Origin of the sequence: Domibacillus sp. (assembly GCF_031181085.1) — a bacterium.
Taxonomy (GTDB): domain Bacteria; phylum Bacillota; class Bacilli; order Bacillales; family Domibacillaceae; genus Domibacillus.
The window spans coordinates 1-18,534 of sequence record NZ_JAPSLE010000002.1; the positions used below are offsets into that span (position 1 = coordinate 1).

At 46.7% G+C, this 18,534-nt stretch carries 24 protein-coding genes; 22 read left to right on the top strand and 2 right to left on the bottom strand.

Annotation, left to right across the window (positions count from 1 at the left end):
* Positions 1 to 191 precede the first annotated feature (191 nt).
* Both RIN81_RS03665 and RIN81_RS03670 read right to left on the bottom strand, forming a co-directional pair.
* Positions 192 to 572 carry an SA1362 family protein gene (locus RIN81_RS03665; protein ID WP_309087526.1) on the bottom strand — a complete coding sequence of 127 codons (381 nt, stop codon included), beginning with the start codon at positions 570 to 572 and terminating at the stop codon, positions 192 to 194.
* A gap of 37 nt (positions 573 to 609) precedes the next feature.
* Positions 610 to 1,548, bottom strand: a complete 939-nt coding sequence (locus RIN81_RS03670) for a DUF1385 domain-containing protein (RefSeq protein ID WP_309087528.1) — start codon at positions 1,546 to 1,548, stop codon at positions 610 to 612.
* A gap of 107 nt (positions 1,549 to 1,655) precedes the next feature.
* Between RIN81_RS03670 and RIN81_RS03675 the strand changes: the two genes are divergently transcribed.
* The 22 genes from RIN81_RS03675 (at position 1,656) to dxs (ending at position 18,534) form a co-directional block, all read left to right on the top strand.
* The gene (locus RIN81_RS03675; RefSeq protein ID WP_309087530.1) at positions 1,656 to 2,075 is read left to right on the top strand and encodes a YqhR family membrane protein; all 420 of its coding nucleotides are present in this window, start codon (positions 1,656 to 1,658) and stop codon (positions 2,073 to 2,075) included.
* Between the two features lie 59 nt (positions 2,076 to 2,134).
* On the top strand, positions 2,135 to 2,572 hold the full coding sequence (gene aroQ / locus RIN81_RS03680; RefSeq protein WP_309087532.1) for a type II 3-dehydroquinate dehydratase: 438 nt from the start codon (positions 2,135 to 2,137) through the stop codon (positions 2,570 to 2,572).
* A 4-nt stretch (positions 2,573 to 2,576) separates the two neighbouring features.
* The gene (locus RIN81_RS03685; protein ID WP_309087534.1) at positions 2,577 to 3,638 is read left to right on the top strand and encodes a M24 family metallopeptidase; all 1,062 of its coding nucleotides are present in this window, start codon (positions 2,577 to 2,579) and stop codon (positions 3,636 to 3,638) included.
* A 20-nt stretch (positions 3,639 to 3,658) separates the two neighbouring features.
* A complete protein-coding gene (gene efp / locus RIN81_RS03690; protein ID WP_242233510.1) occupies positions 3,659 to 4,216 on the top strand; it encodes an elongation factor P in 558 nt (185 codons plus the stop codon).
* 108 nt (positions 4,217 to 4,324) lie between these two features.
* The gene (locus RIN81_RS03695) at positions 4,325 to 5,431 is read left to right on the top strand and encodes an acyl-CoA dehydrogenase family protein (RefSeq protein WP_309088269.1); all 1,107 of its coding nucleotides are present in this window, start codon (positions 4,325 to 4,327) and stop codon (positions 5,429 to 5,431) included.
* Between the two features lie 92 nt (positions 5,432 to 5,523).
* Complete coding sequence (spoIIIAA, locus tag RIN81_RS03700; protein WP_309087537.1) at positions 5,524 to 6,417, top strand: stage III sporulation protein AA; 894 nt, start codon at positions 5,524 to 5,526, stop codon at positions 6,415 to 6,417.
* The gene (locus RIN81_RS03705; RefSeq protein ID WP_309087539.1) at positions 6,414 to 6,926 is read left to right on the top strand and encodes a hypothetical protein; all 513 of its coding nucleotides are present in this window, start codon (positions 6,414 to 6,416) and stop codon (positions 6,924 to 6,926) included. Before spoIIIAA ends, RIN81_RS03705 begins: the two co-directional genes overlap by 4 nt.
* 13 nt (positions 6,927 to 6,939) lie before the next feature.
* Positions 6,940 to 7,143 carry a stage III sporulation protein AC gene (gene spoIIIAC / locus RIN81_RS03710; RefSeq protein WP_242233513.1) on the top strand — a complete coding sequence of 68 codons (204 nt, stop codon included), beginning with the start codon at positions 6,940 to 6,942 and terminating at the stop codon, positions 7,141 to 7,143.
* A gap of 153 nt (positions 7,144 to 7,296) precedes the next feature.
* Positions 7,297 to 7,551: a SpoIIIAC/SpoIIIAD family protein gene (locus RIN81_RS03715; RefSeq protein ID WP_309087541.1), complete on the top strand. Its 255-nt coding sequence runs from the start codon at positions 7,297 to 7,299 to the stop codon at positions 7,549 to 7,551.
* Positions 7,552 to 7,554: 3 nt separating this feature from the next.
* A complete protein-coding gene (spoIIIAE, locus tag RIN81_RS03720) occupies positions 7,555 to 8,640 on the top strand; it encodes a stage III sporulation protein AE (RefSeq protein WP_251271009.1) in 1,086 nt (361 codons plus the stop codon).
* 4 nt (positions 8,641 to 8,644) lie between these two features.
* On the top strand, positions 8,645 to 9,145 hold the full coding sequence (locus RIN81_RS03725; protein WP_309087544.1) for a stage III sporulation protein AF: 501 nt from the start codon (positions 8,645 to 8,647) through the stop codon (positions 9,143 to 9,145).
* Entirely contained in the window at positions 9,138 to 9,686 is a 549-nt protein-coding gene (locus RIN81_RS03730; RefSeq protein WP_251271007.1) for a stage III sporulation protein AG, read from the top strand. The genes RIN81_RS03725 and RIN81_RS03730 overlap by 8 nt, the downstream gene beginning before the upstream one ends.
* Positions 9,686 to 10,204, top strand: coding sequence for a SpoIIIAH-like family protein (locus RIN81_RS03735; RefSeq protein WP_309087546.1), 519 nt, complete (start codon positions 9,686 to 9,688; stop codon positions 10,202 to 10,204). The genes RIN81_RS03730 and RIN81_RS03735 overlap by 1 nt, the downstream gene beginning before the upstream one ends.
* 149 nt (positions 10,205 to 10,353) lie before the next feature.
* Positions 10,354 to 10,836: an acetyl-CoA carboxylase biotin carboxyl carrier protein gene (gene accB, locus RIN81_RS03740; protein ID WP_309087548.1), complete on the top strand. Its 483-nt coding sequence runs from the start codon at positions 10,354 to 10,356 to the stop codon at positions 10,834 to 10,836.
* Between the two features lie 13 nt (positions 10,837 to 10,849).
* Positions 10,850 to 12,208, top strand: a complete 1,359-nt coding sequence (gene accC / locus RIN81_RS03745; RefSeq protein WP_309087550.1) for an acetyl-CoA carboxylase biotin carboxylase subunit — start codon at positions 10,850 to 10,852, stop codon at positions 12,206 to 12,208.
* Positions 12,209 to 12,224: 16 nt separating this feature from the next.
* Positions 12,225 to 12,644, top strand: a complete 420-nt coding sequence (locus tag RIN81_RS03750) for an Asp23/Gls24 family envelope stress response protein (protein WP_242233521.1) — start codon at positions 12,225 to 12,227, stop codon at positions 12,642 to 12,644.
* A 102-nt stretch (positions 12,645 to 12,746) separates the two neighbouring features.
* Positions 12,747 to 13,139, top strand: a complete 393-nt coding sequence (nusB, locus tag RIN81_RS03755) for a transcription antitermination factor NusB (protein WP_309087552.1) — start codon at positions 12,747 to 12,749, stop codon at positions 13,137 to 13,139.
* Between the two features lie 14 nt (positions 13,140 to 13,153).
* Entirely contained in the window at positions 13,154 to 14,005 is an 852-nt protein-coding gene (folD, locus tag RIN81_RS03760; RefSeq protein WP_309087554.1) for a bifunctional methylenetetrahydrofolate dehydrogenase/methenyltetrahydrofolate cyclohydrolase FolD, read from the top strand.
* 87 nt (positions 14,006 to 14,092) lie between these two features.
* Positions 14,093 to 15,448: an exodeoxyribonuclease VII large subunit gene (gene xseA / locus RIN81_RS03765; RefSeq protein WP_309087556.1), complete on the top strand. Its 1,356-nt coding sequence runs from the start codon at positions 14,093 to 14,095 to the stop codon at positions 15,446 to 15,448.
* Positions 15,438 to 15,668, top strand: a complete 231-nt coding sequence (xseB, locus tag RIN81_RS03770) for an exodeoxyribonuclease VII small subunit (protein WP_242233525.1) — start codon at positions 15,438 to 15,440, stop codon at positions 15,666 to 15,668. The genes xseA and xseB overlap by 11 nt, the downstream gene beginning before the upstream one ends.
* On the top strand, positions 15,665 to 16,546 hold the full coding sequence (locus RIN81_RS03775; protein ID WP_309087558.1) for a polyprenyl synthetase family protein: 882 nt from the start codon (positions 15,665 to 15,667) through the stop codon (positions 16,544 to 16,546). The genes xseB and RIN81_RS03775 overlap by 4 nt, the downstream gene beginning before the upstream one ends.
* Positions 16,547 to 16,638: 92 nt before the next feature.
* On the top strand, positions 16,639 to 18,534 hold the full coding sequence (gene dxs, locus RIN81_RS03780; protein WP_309087560.1) for a 1-deoxy-D-xylulose-5-phosphate synthase: 1,896 nt from the start codon (positions 16,639 to 16,641) through the stop codon (positions 18,532 to 18,534).

Here is an 18,534-nt window from a genome sequence, read left to right on the forward strand (position 1 = left end):
ACTATATTCACTATTATAACCATATCCGTATTCAAGCGAAACTAAACAACCAGCCGCCGGTCAAGTACCGGCAGCTGGCTGCTTAAAGGTGTTTTGATCCCTGTCTCAAAAATGGGGGTCAGTCCCATAAAAAGGGCGGCTTTTTATATATTGCCGGCAATAAAAAAACCCTGCGCGGATATCCGGCAGAGTCATTCAGAAGAAGCTCGGGAGCTTCGCTTTCCTTTATTTCCTTGAATAAGAGTTAAATGTGAGGCTTTCTTGCGGCGGGCTGCTTTCTTTTTCGGTTTTCCTGTCGTGAAAGCAACGGATGATTTCGGTTTAAAACCTGTTTTTGTGGCGTAGCGTTTTTTGGATTGTTTCACAGCTTTAGAGTAAGCGCGGTTTTCGCTGCGGTTTCCTCCAGTCCGGTTACGCATAAACAGCCGGAGCAAGAACATCACAATCGCAACAGTGATTACAGCAAAAGCAATTTGCTGCACGAGCTGCCCGGGAGAGGTGATCATCATTGACACAAGACCAATGGCAGCGAGTGCAGTAATGACGGAAACGACAACAGTGCGAACATTCATTAAAGCCACCTCCCGGAAAAATAGTGTTACTTACATATTAGACAATTTCGTCTGCTTTTAATCCTTTTGCAGTACTTTCTTCAATGGAAATTAATTTCTTGAAAGAGGCGATCGCCACTTCCACTTGATCATCTGATGGGTCCTTTGTGGTTAAAAGTTGAAGCCAAAGTCCAGGATACCCAAGCCACTTTAAGCCGGGAACATCACGAACTTTGTTTGTGAGCTGCAGAACCTCAAAAGAAAGGCCAAGCACAACAGGAATAAGAGCAAGCCGGTTAAGCACTCGTACATAAAATGGCTCAGTCGGTACAAGCATATACACAAAAACACCAACAATAACCGTAAATAAAATAAAGCTGGATCCGCAGCGGTAATGAAGCCGGGAAGAGGCCTGCACATTCTGCACAGTCAGCGAAAGCCCATTTTCATAAGCATTTATTACTTTATGCTCCGCTCCGTGATATTGGAATACACGTTTAATAAGCGGCGTCATCGAAATGGCCCAAATGTAAACAAGCAGCAAGAGTAATTTAAACAGCCCTTCTACCAAGATCTGGGCCATATCACTTTGAAAAATAGGCCTTGTCAGTTCAGCCAGTCCAACCGGTACAAGAGTAAAAATAAATTTTCCAAACAGGAACGATAAAATCCCAACGAGCGCTACCCCAAACATAAGGGTAAACTTCGACGGCTCTTCTGCTTTTGCTTCTTCTTCACCCGGCGGGACATCATACCGGTCATTGGCAAAGTTTAAATGTTTAGACCCTGTGGCAGCAGCTTCTAAAATGGCAACGATACCGCGAAGAAGAGGAATTTTTTTCATTGTCTGGAGGGCGGGGCGAATCGTGCGGGGCAGATGGAAATATTCAATCGACCCATCGTTGCGCCGTACGGCGGTAACCGTATGATTTTTTCCGCCGAACATAACACCTTCAACAACGGCCTGCCCGCCATACACCGGCTTCTCATTACTCATGTGTTCGTTCCTTCTTTCGTTCATCCTTTAGCAAGGACGTATAGTAATCATATTTTAGCGATAATCCGGCTAAAATAAAAGCGGGACCTGCTTGAAGGAGGAAAGAAATGATTCAAACCAACAATTCTAAACATTCTGATTATTTAAGGCGTATGATAAGTGAGACCGGCGTGATGGCAGGCCTGCTGCTGCTGCTATTCAGCTGGCTTTCTTATACCTTTCATTTTATGAACTGGAACCCTGTCTTTATGCTTGCTGCTTTCCCGCTGCCGCTGCTTGTAAAATACGGAATTGCCTTAGTGATAAGTGTGCTTATTTCTATTGTACTCTCTTTATTATACTATGCGCTGTTCCGTAAAAGAAAGCCCTTCCCCGTTGGAATTTCCATAACTGTTTTCTTTTTTTTGTTTGTTTTTTTCGGTGCTGACCGGTCGCTCCTGCACCTGGCCACCATTTTTTCTCTTTTGCTCGGTTATTTCTTGTTTATCAGCCTCACAATTTCCTGGCATTACGAAAGAGCCAAGTAGTCAGAAGCCGGACAAATATGGTAAACTAGTCGGGAAAATGAATAGCCGGGGGATAAGAAATGAAGAAAATTTTGCTTATTAATGGGGTAAACCTGAACCGGCTTGGAAAGCGTGAACCGCATATTTACGGAACGACGACGCTTGCCGAGCTTGAGGAACGGCTGATCAAACGCGGGGAGCAGGCAGGCGTGGAAGTGGTAACCTTTCACTCCAATTTTGAAGGAGAAATTGTGGAACGGCTTCATCTAGCAGAGGATGAAGGAATGGATGGGATTATTTTCAATCCCGGCGCATTCACCCACTACAGCTATGCTATTGCTGATGCAGCAGCAGGGATTAACGTACCGATTGTGGAAGTACATATTTCGAATATTCATAAGAGAGAAGCTTTCCGGCATCATTCAGTTACAGCACCTCACGCGGTAGGACAGCTGTGCGGCTTCGGGTTGTATGGCTACGAAATGGCACTCGACTTTTTGGTAAACAGGGAGGGCTGAGAAAATGGGACAGATTGAAAAGCTGCGCTCAAAAATAGCTGAGCAGGGGCTGGATGGCTTGTTTATTATGAGCCCTTATAATCGCCGCTATGTAAGCGGGTTTACCGGTACATCAGGCGCTGTACTCGTTACAAGCGAAGAAGCCGTTTTTATGACCGATTTTCGTTATACAGAGCAGGCAGCAAAGCAGGCAGCTGGATTTACGATCGTCCAGCATACAAAATCGATTTTCGAAGAAGCTATGCAGAAAGCAGAAGCACTTGGTGTACAGACGCTTGGTTTTGAAAAAGAATACGTTTCTTACCAGGAGTTTGAATTGCTTCATAAGTATTTCAACGGGACACTCAAGCCGGTGGCAGGAATCGTGGAAAACTTGCGCTTGATTAAGACCGAACCAGAGATTAAGATATTAAAGGAAGCGTGTGACATCGCAGATGCAGCGTTCAAGCATATTTTGGATTTTCTAAAGCCGGGAGTAAGAGAAATTGATGTATCGAATGAACTTGAATTTTTCATGAGAAAATGCGGTGCAGATTCTTCCTCTTTTGATATTATTGTTGCCTCAGGTGTCCGCTCAGCTTTGCCGCACGGTGTAGCGAGTGAAAAGGAAATCCAGTCAGGCGACTTTGTTACGCTTGATTTTGGCGCATACTATAAAGGATACGCATCGGACATCACCCGTACAGTAGCGGTTGGAGAACCATCCGAGCAGCTAAAGGAAATCTATGCGATTGTATTGGAAGCGCAAATGGCTGCGGTAGATCAAATCAAGCCTGGAATGACAGGTGCCGAGGCAGACGCTGTAGCACGCGATATTATTTCATCAAAAGGATATGGAAATGCATTTGGCCACTCCACTGGACACGGCCTTGGTCTTGAAGTGCATGAAAGTCCGAGACTCTCGGTAAAAAGTGATAAACCGCTCGAATCCGGTATGGTTGTAACAGTGGAACCGGGCATTTATTTGCCGGGTATCGGCGGCGTCCGGATCGAAGACGATATCCTGCTTACAGACAGCGGAAATGAACGGCTCACACATTCTGCTAAAGAACTTATTATTTTGTAAAAACCTCAGGAGGAACACACATGATTTCAGTAAACGATTTTCGTACAGGCTTAACGATTGAAGTAGACAACGGCATTTGGCGCGTTGTAGATTTCCAGCACGTAAAACCAGGAAAAGGAGCAGCATTTGTTCGTTCGAAGCTGCGCAACCTTCGTACGGGTGCCATTCAGGAAAAAACATTCCGTGCCGGTGAAAAAGTAGGAAAAGCACAAATCGACAACCGTCGTATGCAATACTTGTATGCAAACGGCGACCAGCACGTGTTCATGGATAACGAATCATATGAACAAATCGAAATTCCAGCATCTCAAATCGACTATGAGTTAAAATTCTTGAAAGAGAACATGGAAGTATCCATTATGATGTTTGGAACAGAAACACTTGGTGTAGAGCTTCCGAACACAGTAGAATTAAAAGTAACAGAAACAGAACCGGGCATCAAAGGCGATACAGCATCAGGCGGTACAAAGCCGGCAACTGTAGAAACAGGACTTACTGTAAACGTGCCGTTCTTCGTAAACGAAGGTGACGTACTGATCGTAAATACAACGGACGGATCATACGTATCGCGTGCATAATGATTTTTTAGGGCGTACCTGACAGGTATGCCCTTTTTATTTGCGTTCTGTCCTGCTTATTCGTACGATGAAAGAAGATAAAGAGAAAGAAGGTCGATCGTATTGAATATGAAAGAAAAAATCGAGCCGCTGATTCCGGCCTTTCAATCTAGGGAACCGGCATTAGACGAGCTGAATTCTTTTCCATTTGAAAATATAAAAGATTTAAAGAAGATCGGCTATACAAAAGCAATGCTTCCGCAAAACGGAGGAATGTCACTCGTTGATTTTATCCAGCATCAGGAGTTAATCGCAAAAGGATGCGGGGCAACGGGCCTTTCGATTGGGTGGCACACCGGCATCCTGATGGAATATGCAGAGTACCGGCACTGGAACCCGTCGATTGCTGACTTTCTTGCAGAAGAAATCCAAAACGGCAAACTGGTCAATGCGGCAGCAAGTGAACGCAATGCAGGAAGCCCGCTTCGAGGGGCACGATTTAAAACAAATGCCGTTCGTGACGGCCAGGGATATGTAATCAACGGGGAAAAAACATTTACCTCTGCAGCGCCCGTCTTGGATTACGTATTTGTCTCTGCATCCATTGGTGAGACAAAAGAGGCAGCTGTGTTTCTTGTACCGATGTCTGCCGAAGGAGTTTCCATAGGGGAAACGTGGGACAGTGTAGCCATGCGTGGAACAGCGAGCCATGATTTAATTCTCGAGAATGTGAGAATTCCGGCTGATTATATTGTGGAGAAGCTTGATCAGTCCCAGCGGCTTCGCCGAAAAGGGTCTCTTCTTCACATTCCGGCTTGTTACATTGGCATTGCCGGTGCCGCCCGTGATTATGCGCTTAAGTTTGCGGCCTCTTATACGCCGGCTGCACTCGATCACCCGATCGGCGAATTGCTGGTTATGGAGCAATCTATTGGTGAAATGGAAACCAAGCTGATGGCTGCCCGTCAATTTTTGTACCGAACGGCAGAGCTGTATGACCGGGAACCAGAGAATCCGATCAGTCCGCAAATGGCCGCCGCAAAAGCGTTTGTAACCAACACGGCTATTGAAGTAACCGATATAGCCATGCGGATTGTCGGGGCCAGAAGCTTGTCTGCGAAAAACCCGCTTCACCGGTACTGGCAAAACGTTCGTGCAGGCCTTCATAATCCGCCAATGGACGATATTGCATACCGGATGCTTGCCCAAAGTGCGCTGTCGCAATTTCGCTCATAAATATTAAACCGCCAATCTCTTGGCGGTTTTTTTCATGGATAATATCCCTGCTTCAGTCATACAATGTGGAAAGAGCGGAAGGAGGCGGCGGATTGCCCTATAAAACCATTATCCCTTATTTACCCGAATCGACGCTACAAGCTGTCAGTCCTCTTTTGAGAAGCGATCCGGCGATTGAAGAAATCCGGCTTCGAACCGGGCAGCGTATAGAGCTGTCAGGACCAAAGCCGTACGTGCTGTCTACTTGTTTTTCTGAGCAGGACCGTGCCGCGTTTGTTCATAAAATCACCAAACATTCTGTATACCGGCTTGAGGAGCAATTAAAGCGCGGTTATTTAACAATCGAAGGAGGACATCGAATCGGTCTGGCGGGACAAGCTGTTTTAAAAGACGGAACGGTGTCTTCGATGACAAACTTATCATTCTTCAATATTAGGATCGCCAAGCAAAAAAAAGGAGCAGCTCTTCCGTTGCTGGCATCTTTATGTGAAGACGGATGGAAAAGTGCGCTGCTGATTGGTCCCCCAAGGTCTGGCAAAACAACGCTGCTGCGGGATATTGCCCGCATTGCGGGTACGGGGGAGGACAAGCGGAATATAAAGCCGGTGAAAACATGCATCGTCGATGAAAGATCTGAAATTGCCGGATGTCTCTATGGGGTTCCCCAGCTCGACGTTGGCATGAAAACAGATGTACTCGATGCATGTCCTAAATCGGAAGGCATGATGATGATGATCCGTTCGATGAGCCCGGAAGTTTTGATTGTGGATGAGATTGGACGGCCAGAGGATGCACAGGCGCTTTCTGAAGCCCTGCATGCAGGCATTGCGGTAATTGCCACTGTTCATGCACGTTCCCTAGAAGAAGCGCTTCGTCGTCCCGTTATTCGCCATATTAAAGAAAGCGGTTTGTTTGATACGTATATTGAGGTAAACCGGGAGCATGGCTTTACGATTTTAAAAAAGGAAAGGCAAGCGGCCGGATGAAGTGGGCAGGGGCTCTTTTTATTATCGCAGCGAGCTTGTTTATCGGCTGGCACAAGTCCAGGTCATACGGGGAGCGTGTTCGTCAAATTCGCCAGTTTGAAACAGCCCTAATGATGCTTGAGTCTTCTATTGCTTATGGTGCTGAATCGATGGAAACGGCTGCGCGCTCTATTTCCCAAACGATTGAAAAGCCTGCCAATCTGGCTTTTGCAGAATTTGCTGAAGCGCTGGCCGTCTCAGAAAAAAGTGCCGGTGATCTTTGGTCCGCTGTTTTAAAAAAGCAGGGAACCGGGCTGGCATTGAAAAAAAGGGACTTACAGGTTGTAGAACAGGCAGGCTGTATGCTGGGGACTGTAAACCAGACGGCAGAAGCGAGAAAGCTCCAGCTTGTTTTAAAGCAGCTTGAAAAGCAGCGGGAGGAAGCAGCGATCGAAGAAAAAAGGCTTTCCGGCATGACACGGTCCGTCAGCCTGCTGTGTGGACTTATGACAGCCATTTTGCTCCTATAGGGTGGGTCGATAGATGGATATGGACGTGGATTTACTGTTTAAAATTGCAGGCATTGGCATTGTCGCTGCTTTTCTGCACACCATTTTAGACCAGCTTGGAAAAAAAGAATATGCCCAGTGGGTCACGTTGTTTGGATTTGTTTACATTTTATTTATGGCGGCTACTATTGTTGGCCAGCTGTTTGAAAAAATCAAATCCGTATTTTTATTTCAATGACAGGAGCGGTGAATCATTGCCATTACTCATATTGCCGCTATTATACTCGTCGCTGTTTTTTTAGCCATTCTGCTTCATGAATATAATCCGGGTTTTTCATTGCTGTTTGTCCTGTTTACGTGCAGCATTCTTTTATTTCAATTTGCAGACGAAATGGCCAAATTGATCGCGGCCGTCCGGAAAATGGCTGCCTATGCAGGAGTGGAAGCCCTTTATATTGAGACCGTCTTAAAAGCGGTCGGCGTAGCCTTTATATCGGAATTTATCGCCAATATTGCGAAAGATGCTGGTCAGCAGGCTCTTGCAGCAAAAATGGAGATAGCCGGGAAAATTATTATTATGGCGCTTATCCTGCCGATTTTGACCATTTTGATTGAAACAGTGTTAAACATGCTTCCAGGGCGGTGATCCATGGGATCTATATGGCAGCCGATAATGGAGCAAGCGGATTTATCGGCGCTTGAAAAAAGGTGGAGTGAATTAAAGCAGCTGTACGGCCCTTTTTTGCCAAGAAAAATGGAGTTTGATTCCGGAAATATTGATTTAGCTGCTTTGTTTTCTCCCGAAAGCTGGATGTCGGCATTGAAGTCTTACGTGCTTTTCGAAGTTACCACACACGCGCAAAGCTTAGCCATTATTTTTTTGCTGTCCATTTTGGCAGCTGTGCTTAAAACAGTAGGACAAGCATTGGAAACGCAGACGGTAACGAAGACAGCAGAAGCCGCCGTATTGATTCCGATTTTTATACTGGCGATGGGCACATTCCGGCTCGCTGTCGAGTCTATTTCGGGTGCGGTAGAGCAAATGACCGTTTTCATGATGGCCTTTATGCCGGTCTTGATCGCTTTATTGACGATAAGCGGCGCTGTAGCCTCTGCTGCTTTATTCCCACCGCTGCTTCTTTTTATGATGAACGCGTCCGGCATTTTAATTGACCAGATTATTTTGCCGTGCTTGATCTTCTCGGTTGTTTTCAGCCTGGTCAGTTTGCTTTCCGACCACTACAATGCCGATCGGATTGCTGCACTCCTTAGAACGGTCAGTATCTGGCTTCTCAGTGCGTTTATGACGGTGTTTCTGACCATTTTGACTTTAAGGGGCGTGACTGCGGCGGCGGCGGACGGTTTAACCGTCAAAACAGCAAAATTTATAAGCGGTACGTTTGTGCCGGTTGTAGGGCGCATGATGGCAGATGCCGCGGACACAGCTTCCGGTGCCGCTTTAATGATTCATAATACAGCCGGTGTGGCTGGCATTGGGCTTTTGGCGCTGACGGCCCTTTTTCCCGTCGTAAAACTAATGGTGCTCGTCATCCTGTATAAGGCATCTGCCGCCGTGCTGCAGCCGCTTGGTGACTCAGCGGCTGCGTCACTTCTGGATATTATCGGCAAAACGATGTCATTTATGCTGGCTGCGCTGGCACTCGTGTCTTTTATGTATTTTCTATTCATGGCCGCTGTTGTAGCGGCTGGAAATGCCGCTTACATGATGAGGTGAGGAAATGCAGGGGCTTTTTGACTGGCTTGCATCAGTGCTGGCACTTCTTTTATGCGCTTCTATCGTAGACATGTTTTTGTCCGAATCACCGATGAAAAAATATGTCAGGCTGGCGGCAGGACTTGTGATCATGGCCGCCCTGGTCAAGCCGCTCTTTTCTGCTGATTGGTCCTTTTCTTTTTCGAATGAGCGAACCGTTTCTTCGTTTGAGCAGGAAACGAAACAGCAGGTCGAGCAGTTGTCCGGTGTTTCTGAACTGGCTTCTGATACCTATGTCAACCAAGCGCTGCAGCAGGAGGCACAGGCGACTGTTTCTGCTTTTTCTTCCTGTGAAGTAACCGCTGTTGAAGCAGAAGTGGCAGAAGAGCAAGTAAAACAGGTGGACATAGAGATGAAAGGGCAGTGCCCGGAACAAGAAATTGAGCGCCGTTTAACGGAAAAATGGAATATTGGGGCTCATCAGCTGAATATGGTGATGGAAAAGGAGGAAACAGGAGGTGGCTGACCGGCAATCGCTTTTAACATGGTGGAAAAATGGAAAAGCGGACAAGCCGCTGAAGTGGGCAGCAATCATGCTGGGCGCCGGCATCGCACTAATGGCTCTTAGTGATTTAACCGGACCGGAACAACCGCCTGAGAAAGAAGAAAGCAAGCCTGCTGCTGCGAATACAGAAGCGGATTGGAAAAAAAGCTACGAAACAGAATTAACAGACGTATTAAATAAAATTGAAGGTGTATCGGATGTTTCAGTAGTCGTGAACCTGGCTTCTTCTGAACGAAAGGTATACGAAAAAAACATTGTTTCTTCCGATGGAGAAAGTGAAAGCACGAGGGATGAACAAATCGCTCTTGTGCGGGATGGCGATGTAGAAAGTCCCGTCATGATTGAAACGCGCAGGCCGGATATTCAAGGAGTACTCATTGTTGCCGGAGGGACAGAACGGGCTCAAGTGAAAAAAAGGGTGGTAGAGGCGGTCACACGGGTGCTTGGTGTTCCGGTGCACCGCGTAGCCGTCATGCCCGGAAAATCAGGAGGGAAAAACTAATGCCGAAAAAACAAACGGTTTGGCTGTTTACAATGGTTAGTTTAACGGCTGTGCTTGGTGTGTATTATATGACCGGTCCGGAGAAGCTGCTGCCAGCCTCTACCCTTGAGGAAAAAGTGTCAGAACCGGAAAAAGAAGTAGATGTAGCCGTCGAAGAAACGCCAACGGATGAAGTATTTGAAATGATCCGGCTTGAAGCAGAAGAAGAGCGCAGCCGCTTAAAAGAAGAATTAACCGCTAAAGTAGCTTCTGCGGACCTGTCAGCGGAAGCGAAGGATGAAGCTTATACAACGATGCAGGAGCTCGATGAACAGGCTGCAAGCGAGCGGATGCTTGAAACGGTGATCAAATCAAAAGGGTATGAAGACGCACTCGTACGGACAATGGATGGAGAAGTTCGGATTACCGTCAAAGCGGACAGCCATTCCACTGAAGCCGCCAATGAGCTGATTCGGCTTGCCAAAGAGGAAATGGGCGAAAAAATGCCTGTTTCGGTAGAATTTGAACCCTTAAAATAAAAAAAGCTTCCCGCTTTTCGTAAAGCGGGTTCCTTTCATTTGGATTCTATATTTGCTAATTGACGAAAAAAAGATAAAATGAGAAAAGGAGCTTTTTTGTTATGTGAAAACGGCTCGTTTATTTTTTTCCTAAAAGGGGTGCTCTGTACATGAAAGTACAAGAAATTAGAGAATTAATCAAACTGGTTGATCAATCAGGAATTGATGAATTTGTATTTGAATCAGCAGGAAGTAAGCTGAAAATGAAAAAATCAACAGGAACGACTACATATGCTGCAGCACCGGTATCACACGTTCAGCAGGTATCTGTTACACCGGAAGCGCCAGCCGCGCCTGTTATGCAGGAAACACCGGCACCAGAAGCGCCAAAATCAGCAGCGGATGATTCCAGCCTACATAAAATTACTTCACCAATGGTCGGAACGTTTTATCAATCGCCATCGCCGGATAAAGAAGCATATGTAAAAGCAGGGTCAAAGGTTCAGCCGGACTCCGTTGTCTGCATTGTGGAAGCTATGAAGCTGTTTAATGAAATCGAAGCAGAAGTGAGCGGAGAAATTGTCGAAATCCTAGTAAAAGATGGCCAGCTTGTTGAATATGGCCAGCCGCTTTTCTTGGTGAAACCGGAATAAAGGAGCATTTGCGATGATTAAAAAAGTATTGATTGCCAATCGTGGAGAAATCGCGGTTCGAATTATCCGCGCCTGCAAGGAGCTTGGGATCGACACAGTGGCGGTTTATTCAGAAGCAGACCGCGAAGCGCTGCATGTACAACTGGCTGATGAAGCGTACTGCATCGGCCCAACTGCTTCAAAAGACAGCTACTTGAACTTTACCAATATTGTCAGCGTAGCGAAGTTAACAGAGTCAGATGCCATCCATCCTGGTTACGGCTTTTTAGCGGAAAACGCGAGCTTTGCGGAATTATGCCGTGAGTGCAATATTACCTTTATCGGTCCGTCGCCAGAAGCGATTACGCAAATGGGAACAAAAGACGTAGCGCGCGATACAATGGAAGAAGCAGGAGTGCCGATTGTTCCTGGTTCAGATGGGATCATTAAAGATATTGAGGAAGGACTGACGGTTGCTGCCAAAATCGGATATCCGGTGATTATCAAGGCGACAGCCGGCGGAGGCGGAAAAGGGATCCGCGTAGCCCGTGATGAAGCGGAACTGGAAAAAGGCATTAGTATGACGCAGCAGGAAGCAGCCACTGCTTTCGGCAATCCAGGTGTGTATTTAGAGAAATTCATTGAGGATTTCCGTCATGTTGAAATTCAGGTGCTGGCTGATACGCATGGAAACGTCATTCATTTGGGTGAGCGTGACTGTACGATTCAGCGCCGTATGCAAAAGCTGCTTGAAGAAACGCCGTCTCCGGCTTTGAACGAAGAAACAAGAGCCCAAATGGGTGAAGCAGCCGTTAAAGCAGCCAAAGCAGTTGATTATACAGGGGCAGGCACGGTAGAATTTATTTATGATGCGCATGCGGGCACATTTTATTTCATGGAAATGAATACCCGTATTCAAGTAGAGCATCCTGTCACAGAAATGGTCACCGGCGTTGATTTGATCAAGGAGCAAATCCGGGTCGCTTCCGGTGAAACATTATCACTGACACAAGAAGCTGTCACATTTGACGGCTGGGCGATTGAATGCCGGATCAATGCAGAAAACCCGGAAAAGAATTTTATGCCGTCTGCAGGAAGAGTAGAAGGATACCTTCCGCCAGGCGGATTCGGGGTACGAATCGATTCTGCAGTGTATCCAGGCTATATGATTCCGCCTTATTATGATTCAATGGTTGCGAAATTAATTGTTCATGGGAAAACCCGAGAAGAAGCGATTGCACGGATGAAGCGGGCGCTTTCAGAATTTGTGATTGAAGGTGTTCATACAACCATTCCGTTTCATCAAAAGCTGCTTGAGCATGAAGTGTTTGTAAGCGGAGATTTCAATACGAAATTTCTTGAAATCCATGATGTAATGCAAACTCAATCCTAATCCGGAGGTGCTTAAAATGTCGGAACAGCAATCTGTAAATCAAGTACTTGAAATGAGCAATGGAGAGGGCGGCCATGGCCGTATTGAAATTGCTCCTGAAGTGATAGAAGTGATTGCCGGTATCGCTGCATCAGAAGTGGATGGCGTTGAAAAAATGCGCGGAAGCTTTGCATCGGGTGTAGTGGAACGGCTTGGAAAGAAAAACCACGGCAAAGGTGTCCGGGTTGATTTAACGGAAGACGGCATTAAAGTAGATGTTTATTGTGTTGTGAAATTTGGTGTATCGATTCCGCGTGTTGCCAAATTGATGCAGGAAGGAATCCGCCAGACACTTCTAAACATGACGGCACTCGAAGCTGACGAGATTAACATTCATATTGTTGGGATACAATTTGAAACGAAACAGCCGGAACCTGAATATCAGGATGAAGTATAAGTGAAAAAGCGCTCTGGCATTGCCGGAGCGTTTTTCGTATGTTTTCCGCGGCGCTTTTTTATGCTATGATCAAGAAGGCATTAAACAAAAAGGAGCAATCGAATGAACAGACGTACAGCACGGGAAAAGGGCATCCAGGCTCTTTATCAAATGGATTTAAGTGGAGCGGAGTCAGCAGAAGCAGTTGCAAACGTATTAGAGGACAGCGACAGCGACAGCAGTTACTTGCGTGAAATCGTCACGGGAGTGGAACAGCACCGCGAGGAAATCGATACAATTATTAAAAATAATCTGGAAAAGTGGTCGTTTGAGCGCTTGGCAAAAGTGGACCGGAATATTTTACGTCTCGCTGTATATGAAATGCAATATTCAGACGATGTTCCAGCAAAAGTAGCCGTGAACGAGGCAATTGAGTTGGCGAAATATTTTAGTGATGAACGAGCCGGTAAATTTATTAATGGCGTTTTATCAAAAATTAATCAATCAATGGACTAAGTGAGGGATTTTCAATGGCAGCTATTATTGACGGAAAAGCAATTGCAAAAGACATTCGTGCAGAGTTAAAAGAAGAAATCGATGCAATGAAAGCAACAGGTACAACACCAGGACTCGCTGTTGTGATCGTCGGAGATGATCCGGCATCTCATACGTATGTAAACAGCAAGGAAAAAAGCAGCAAAGAAATTGGCATTTACTCGGAAGTACACCGTTTTCCAGCGGATTTCACGGAAGAAGCACTTTTAGAAAAAGTAGATGAATTAAACCGTGACAAAAATATCCATGGAATTCTTGTGCAGCTGCCGCTTCCTAAACATATTTCTGAGGACAAGGTCATTGACGCCATTTCACCTGAAAAAGACGTGGACGGCTTTCATCCTGTAAACGTTGGTAAAATGGTCATCGGTAAAGACTCATTTTATTCATGTACACCATACGGAATTATGAAGATGCTCGAGAAAGAACATATTTCGCTTGAAGGCAAGCATGTAGTGGTCATTGGACGCAGCAACATTGTCGGCAAACCAGCCGCTCTTCTTTCCTTAATGAACAACGCAACCGTCACAATCTGCCATTCCCGCACGAAAGATTTAGCGGCAATCACCCGTCAGGCTGACGTTGTAATCGCGGCTGTCGGCATTCCGAATTATGTGAAAGCAGACCACTTAAAACCAGGCGCTGTTGTGATTGATGTCGGCATTAACCGCAATGAAGAAGGCAAGCTGTGCGGTGATGTAGATTTTAACAGCGCGAAAGAGGTAGCGGGTGCGATTACTCCAGTGCCAGGCGGCGTAGGCCCGATGACAATTACAATGCTTCTCTACAATACAGTCAAATCAGCGAAAGCATTTGCAGCGAAATAAATTCATAGCAGATGAATGAAACTGTCTTTTCGATCATGTTATAATCGGAAAGACAGTTTTTTAATGGACAGAAAAAGGTGATCGGAAATGGAACCAGGACGGCATTTAACTGTTAAAGCATTAACCAAATACATAAAGCGAAAATTTGATGCGGATCCGCATTTGAAAAATGTGTCTGTAAAAGGCGAGCTTTCAAACGTAAAGCACCACTCCAGCGGGCATTTATACTTTACATTAAAGGACGACAGTGCACGTATCATGGCGGTTATGTTTGCCGCATCTGCCCGACATTTGGCGTTCCGGCCGGAAAACGGGATGGAAGTAATTTTAACAGGGGATGCCACCGTTTATGAATCAAGCGGGCAGTACCAGCTGTATGTAAAAACGATGCAGCAGGAAGGCGCTGGGAATTTGTTTGCGGCTTTTGAGCAGTTGAAAAAAAAGCTTGAGCAGGAAGGGCTTTTTCGTCCGGAGGCAAAGCGCCGGGTTCCGGCGTACCCATCTGTTATCGCCGTTGTGACGTCCCCAACCGGCGCAGCGATTCGGGATATTTTAACGACCATTAACCGGCGCTATCCATCAGCGGAAGTGCTGATTTATCCTGCGCTTGTTCAAGGAGAGCGTGCACCTGAGTCGATCGTCAGGCAGCTTCAGAAAGTGAACCAGGATGGCCGGGCGGACGTGGTGATTGCCGGGCGCGGCGGCGGCTCTATTGAAGAGCTTTGGGCATTTAATGAAGAAGCCGTTGCGCGGGCGATTCGTTCCTCAAAGGTTCCGGTTATTTCTGCTGTTGGCCATGAAACCGACTTTACTATTGCCGATTTTGCAGCAGATCTGCGCGCACCAACACCGACAGCCGCTGCGGAAATGGCGGTTCCCCATGTGGAGGAAGTATCGGAACGGATCAAAGCAAAAGAAAGCCGTCTGATGCGGGCAGCTTCAGAAATGGTCCGCTCTTCACGGAATCGTCATCAAGCCGTAATGAACTCATACGTGATGCGCAATCCAGAAGCGCTTTACAGGCAGCAGTTTGAGCGGGCAGACCGGCTGCATGAGCAGCTTATCCGCAGCACCAATGCCTTAATTGACCGCAAGAAAACAACAGTGCAGCATGCGTCGTTCCGCCTGTCGAGAACAGGACCCGGCCCGCGCATTGCATATGAGACAGAGCAGCTTGAGAAATTGAAAAAAAGCTTATACCGGCTGACTCAGTCGGTTGTAAACGAAAAAAAATCGACATTTGGGCGTCATATTGCCATGCTAGAAGCGCTTAGCCCGCTAAAAGTGATGGAAAGAGGGTACAGCCTCGTATACAGTGAAGAGAAAGAATTAATCAAAACGGTTCAAGACGTACAACAAGGAGACCGCATCCATGTGCAGATGGCAGATGGCACCATTTACGCACAGGTTGATTCAATTGGGAGGAACAAAGATGAAACGTGAAGACATCAGTTTTGAAGAAGCAATGGAACAACTAGAAAAAATAACAGCCCGCCTTGAAGAAGGGGATGTGCCGCTTGAAGAAGCGCTCGAAGAGTATAAACGCGGAATGGAACTGTCTGCTTTATGCCACAGCAAGCTGAAAAAAGCGGAAACAGAACTGGCTAAGCTTGTAACCAATGACGGCGACCAGCCATTTTTGCTGGATGGTGAAGACGCATGACGAATATTAAAACATACATCGAAGAAAAGCTGCCGTTATTTGAAGCGCATATGATGGAACGGATAGACGCGCTGCAGGCACCGGGTTCGCTTAAAGAAGCAATGATCTATTCACTCAAAGCAGGAGGCAAACGAATCCGTCCTATGCTTCTGTTTGCGGCGCTTGAAACGTACGGTAAAAAAGCGGATGCCGGTCTTGATGCAGCCTGTGCGCTAGAGATGATTCACACGTATTCGCTGATTCATGATGATCTGCCGGCAATGGATGATGATGATCTGCGGCGTGGAAAGCCGACCAATCATAAAGTATTTGGCGAAGCAACCGCTATTTTAGCGGGAGATGCCCTCCTAACGTACGCATTTGAAGTGATTGCGCGTTCCGAGGCGTATTCGCCAGAGCAGGCGGTTGAGCTGATTCGAATGCTGTCATTTGCAGCAGGACCGGCCGGAATGGTCGGCGGGCAAGTGGCGGACATGGAAGGGGAACAAAAAAAGCTGTCTCTCGGAGAGCTTGAATATATTCACCATCATAAAACGGGCCGTCTGCTTGCTTTTAGTGTAATGGCCGGCGCCTTGATCGGCGGGGCGGACGAAATGGAAAAAGCGCTGCTGGAGACCTATGCCTGCCATATCGGCCTTGCTTTTCAAATCCGGGACGATATTTTGGATATTGAAGGCACTGAAGAAGAGATTGGCAAGCCCGTCGGCAGCGACGAGTCGAATGATAAAAGTACGTATCCGTCCCTGCTCACAATGGCAGGAGCCAAAAAGAAATTAGAGGAAGAGCTGCAGGGAGCGCAATCTGCCCTTGCCTCATTAAAAAGACCAGCACCTCTTCTCGAAGCCTTTGCGGATTTGATTGCCAAACGCACGTCGTAAAATGCCGAAAATTGTTAGCACTCTGAGCGTGTGCTATAATAGCGGTACATTTTAACCAAAACTGAAACAGTCAGGAAAGTGAGCTGATCCACTTGGATCTATTATCCATTAAAGACCCATCTTTTGTGAAAAAAATGAATGTGCATGAAATGGAGCAGCTGAGTTCAGAAATCCGTAAATTTCTTATTGAAAAATTGTCGGTTACAGGCGGACACATCGGCCCGAACCTTGGAGTTGTTGAACTAACGATTGCCCTTCATCACTGTTTTACAAGCCCGAAAGACAAATTTTTATTTGATGTTGGACATCAGTCCTATGTTCATAAAATCTTAACCGGCCGTGCCGACAAATTTGATACGCTGCGGCAATATAAGGGTCTATGCGGATTCCCGAAAACGATTGAAAGCGAGCATGACGTATGGGAAACCGGCCACAGTTCAACATCGCTGTCTGCGGCAATGGGTATGGCAATTGCTCGTGATTTAAAAAAGTCAGGCGATCATATCGTACCTATTATTGGAGACGGCGCTCTAACAGGCGGGATGGCACTCGAAGCGCTGAACCATATTGGCCATGAAAAAACTAATATGATTGTTATTTTGAATGATAACGAAATGTCCATTGCGCCGAATGTTGGTGCGATGCACAACATGCTTGGCCGAATGAGAACTGGCGGCAAATACAATAAGCTTAAAGATGAATTGGAAGTGCTGCTCAAGCGAATTCCAGCTGTAGGCGGGAAAGTAGCCTCAACAGCGGAGCGCATGAAAGACAGCTTGAAATATATGTTTGTTCCTGGCATGTTTTTTGAAGAATTTGGATTTACTTATCTCGGCCCCATTGACGGCCACAATTTTGATGATTTGATTAAAAGCCTGGAGCAGGCGAAGCGGACAGAAGGGCCAGTCCTTGTGCATGTGATCACGAAAAAAGGAAAGGGATACAAGCCGGCCGAAACGGATACGGTTGGTTCCTGGCATGGCACCGGCCCTTATAAGATGGACACCGGCGATATGATTAAAGCAAGCGGTGAACCGCCTGCCTGGAGCGCGGTTGTCAGCGAGACAGTCCGGGAGCTTGCTCGTACAGACGAGCGTATTGTGGCGATTACACCAGCTATGCCGGTCGGGTCAAAACTGCTTGGTTTCGCAGGCGAATTTCCGGATCGGATGTTTGATGTTGGGATTGCCGAACAGCATGCGGCAACCGTAGCAGCCGGCCTTGCCACACAGGGCATGAAGCCGTTTCTCGCCATTTACTCAACATTTTTGCAGCGCGCCTATGATCAGGTCGTTCATGATATATGCCGGGCAAATTTAAATGTATTTATTGGCATTGACCGCGCCGGTCTCGTTGGAGCGGATGGAGAAACGCATCAGGGAGTGTTTGATATTGCATTCCTCCGTCATGTGCCGAACATGGTGCTGATGATGCCAAAAGATGAAAATGAAGGACGCCATATGGTAAATACGGCCATTCAGTACGACGGTGGGCCTATTGCGATGCGCTTCCCGCGCGGCAACGGGCTTGGCGTGGAAATCGATCCAGAGCTTGGGGTTATTCCAATCGGATCGTGGGAAGTGATCAGGGAAGGCAGCGATGCAGCTATTTTAACGTTTGGGACAACCATTCCGATGGCGCTTGAAGCGGCAGAGGAGCTTCAAGCCCGCGGAATCAGCGTAAAAGTAGTGAATGCACGCTTTATTAAGCCCCTTGATCATAACATGCTGAATGTTCTTTTCGCGCAAAAGATGCCGGTTTTAACAATTGAAGAAGCAGTGCTTGAAGGCGGATTTGGGAGTGCTGTGCTTGAGTATGCACACGAGGCAGGCCATCACGGTGCGGTCATTGACCGAATGGGAATCCCGGATCAATTTATAGAACACGGCAGTGTGGGTAAACTGCTTGAAGAAATCGATTTAACGAAAGAAGAAGCGGTTCGCCGGGTAGCTGCTTTTGTTCGGGAAAAGCAAGAGGAACGTGCATAA

Coding starts and splice junctions, on each gene's coding strand:
- RIN81_RS03675 (WP_309087530.1), top strand. CDS start 1,656: ATGATTCAAACCAACAATTCTAAACATTCTGATTATTTAAGGCGTATG.
- RIN81_RS03685 (WP_309087534.1), top strand. CDS start 2,577: ATGGGACAGATTGAAAAGCTGCGCTCAAAAATAGCTGAGCAGGGGCTG.
- RIN81_RS03715 (WP_309087541.1), top strand. CDS start 7,297: ATGGCCAAATTGATCGCGGCCGTCCGGAAAATGGCTGCCTATGCAGGA.
- xseA (WP_309087556.1), top strand. CDS start 14,093: ATGGAACCAGGACGGCATTTAACTGTTAAAGCATTAACCAAATACATA.
- accB (WP_309087548.1), top strand. CDS start 10,354: ATGAAAGTACAAGAAATTAGAGAATTAATCAAACTGGTTGATCAATCA.
- xseB (WP_242233525.1), top strand. CDS start 15,438: ATGAAACGTGAAGACATCAGTTTTGAAGAAGCAATGGAACAACTAGAA.
- RIN81_RS03695 (WP_309088269.1), top strand. CDS start 4,325: ATGAAAGAAAAAATCGAGCCGCTGATTCCGGCCTTTCAATCTAGGGAA.
- aroQ (WP_309087532.1), top strand. CDS start 2,135: ATGAAGAAAATTTTGCTTATTAATGGGGTAAACCTGAACCGGCTTGGA.
- RIN81_RS03665 (WP_309087526.1), bottom strand. CDS start 572: ATGAATGTTCGCACTGTTGTCGTTTCCGTCATTACTGCACTCGCTGCC.
- accC (WP_309087550.1), top strand. CDS start 10,850: ATGATTAAAAAAGTATTGATTGCCAATCGTGGAGAAATCGCGGTTCGA.
- RIN81_RS03725 (WP_309087544.1), top strand. CDS start 8,645: ATGCAGGGGCTTTTTGACTGGCTTGCATCAGTGCTGGCACTTCTTTTA.
- RIN81_RS03735 (WP_309087546.1), top strand. CDS start 9,686: ATGCCGAAAAAACAAACGGTTTGGCTGTTTACAATGGTTAGTTTAACG.
- spoIIIAE (WP_251271009.1), top strand. CDS start 7,555: ATGGGATCTATATGGCAGCCGATAATGGAGCAAGCGGATTTATCGGCG.
- efp (WP_242233510.1), top strand. CDS start 3,659: ATGATTTCAGTAAACGATTTTCGTACAGGCTTAACGATTGAAGTAGAC.
- nusB (WP_309087552.1), top strand. CDS start 12,747: ATGAACAGACGTACAGCACGGGAAAAGGGCATCCAGGCTCTTTATCAA.
- RIN81_RS03775 (WP_309087558.1), top strand. CDS start 15,665: ATGACGAATATTAAAACATACATCGAAGAAAAGCTGCCGTTATTTGAA.
- RIN81_RS03705 (WP_309087539.1), top strand. CDS start 6,414: ATGAAGTGGGCAGGGGCTCTTTTTATTATCGCAGCGAGCTTGTTTATC.
- spoIIIAC (WP_242233513.1), top strand. CDS start 6,940: ATGGATATGGACGTGGATTTACTGTTTAAAATTGCAGGCATTGGCATT.
- RIN81_RS03670 (WP_309087528.1), bottom strand. CDS start 1,548: ATGAGTAATGAGAAGCCGGTGTATGGCGGGCAGGCCGTTGTTGAAGGT.
- folD (WP_309087554.1), top strand. CDS start 13,154: ATGGCAGCTATTATTGACGGAAAAGCAATTGCAAAAGACATTCGTGCA.
- RIN81_RS03750 (WP_242233521.1), top strand. CDS start 12,225: ATGTCGGAACAGCAATCTGTAAATCAAGTACTTGAAATGAGCAATGGA.